Annotated in this window: 3 protein-coding genes; all 3 read left to right on the forward strand. The window is 63.5% G+C overall.

What is annotated here, in order from left to right; genetic code table 11:
• The coding region (locus A9W96_RS32140; protein WP_369830827.1) for a hypothetical protein at positions 1-208 on the forward strand (208 nt) is incomplete at its 5' end.
• Between the two features lie 212 nt (positions 209-420).
• Positions 421-1,224, forward strand: coding sequence for a hypothetical protein (locus tag A9W96_RS11110; protein ID WP_231999656.1), 804 nt, complete (start codon positions 421-423; stop codon positions 1,222-1,224).
• Positions 1,225-1,227: 3 nt separating this feature from the next.
• Positions 1,228-1,545 (forward strand): hypothetical protein, encoded by a 318-nt coding sequence (locus tag A9W96_RS11115; protein WP_067139734.1) that lies wholly within the window; start codon positions 1,228-1,230, stop codon positions 1,543-1,545.
• The last annotated feature ends 176 nt before the right edge of the window (positions 1,546-1,721 follow it).

Below are 1,721 nucleotides of genomic sequence, written 5' to 3' on the forward strand. Positions count from 1 at the left end.
CTCACCCATGCCGCAGCCGATTCGCCGCACCCACGCTGCGGTCCGCTCCTACTGCGACCAGCTGCGCGAGCTCATGGACCAGCTGCGAGCCGACCCCCTCAACGAGTCCAAGTCCGTGGCCCTGGTCGCGCACATCATCAACAACCGCAGCACCGCACTGCAGCTCCTTGACGTGCTGGAAAACCAGGCGATGGGGTCCGTATGTTGACCCGCCCCATCGCCGGTGCGCTGGACTCGATCTTTCTGCGTGTCAGTGGCGGGGACCCCATCCGCGCCGACGAGCTCCGCGCGCGAGCGAGTGCGTCGTTTCTGGCGTTCATCATGGTCAGTTACATCCCGCTTCTCGCAGCGGTTGTGCTGCTCGTCTTGAACCGCCCCCAGCTGCCCGATGAAGCGGCCGAACAAGACCAATTCACCGCGGTGAAGTCCTACGCCGCGCGCTACGTGGATGCGTATCTGAAAGACCCGTCGAACGCCACGGCGATCAAGCAGTTCTACGACGGAGACATTCCCCCGTCGGCGCTGCCTGCCGGCGGACGGGCGTTACGCGCTGCGTCATGCCTTCCCGGTGTTTTCAACGATGGTTTTCAGACCTATTCGGTCGTCGTTGACGCCGAGATTCCGAAAGCCGCCAACGCCGCCTCCATGGTGCCGGTCAAGCTCCAGGTCGATATCTCAGCCGACAGCCACAACTTGTACCGCGCGTTCACGCTTCCGCATGCGCGTCCGGATCGCCAACCGGGGCTGCCGGTGCAGCTGGCCACGCAAACATTGGTGTCCGAAGACCGGCCGGTGTACAAGACCGTCGCCGGGTTCCTCGCCGCGATGCTCAACGGGCAGGGAGACCTGACGCCCTACATCTCGGCGGCTGCCAAGATCACGGCCGAACAACCACCGCGGTTTACCACGATGGCTATCGAGCGGGTGCAAACGAATTCCGAGGCTGCCACCGCCCAAGATGTGCCCGCCAAAGCTGACGGCATTGAGGTCACCGTGCGGGCTGTGATGCAAACCGCCAGCGGCGTGCTGATGCCGATGGACTTCCCCCTCGTGATGTCGGTGGCAGCCGGTCACTGGCAAGTCGACCGGATCAACGACGCGCCCAGCATCATCCCGCCCAACCAGGCGGGGCCATCTGGACCGTCATTAACTCCGCGGACCACCACGACGACGCCCAGTAAGTCACCGCGCGTTTACGCGACCAACAGCCCCGGAGGGAGCTAAGAAATGATTCACAATTTCGCGTCTTTCATCGCTGATGGGTCTGCCTCAGCAGCGGCCGCCCATGTCCTAACAGTGGCAGCCCCGATCTGGGATATCGGCGCCAACGTCAAGAACCAGGGCATCAGCTTCGCAGTGTTCCTGTTGATGGGCGGCACGGCGGTCTTGGCGGTGTTTGAGTACTTCGTCGTCAAGAACAAGACCGCTGCGCTGAAAACCGTCGCGGTCGGTGTCATTCTCATCGGCATTATCGGGGCGCTGCCCTCGCTGGGTGTGGTGTCCAAAGACACCGTCCACGGCCTCACCAATAGCGGAACTCGCTGAGCCGGGACAGCGCCGATGTTTGTCGCCAAGTGGTACACGCGAGCGTCGCGGGTCCGCATCGTCATCGCGAAGTTCGACGGGCGCTGGAAGATCCCCGGCGGGCCCTTCCCGATCCCCGAGCTGATTGCGCTTGTCGGTGGGTTGCTGATCACGCTGTTCGCGCTGCCCCGGTTCGA

It is taken from the genome of Mycobacterium sp. 1245852.3, assembly GCF_001669335.1.
In the GTDB taxonomy this organism is placed as follows: domain Bacteria; phylum Actinomycetota; class Actinomycetes; order Mycobacteriales; family Mycobacteriaceae; genus Mycobacterium; species Mycobacterium europaeum_A.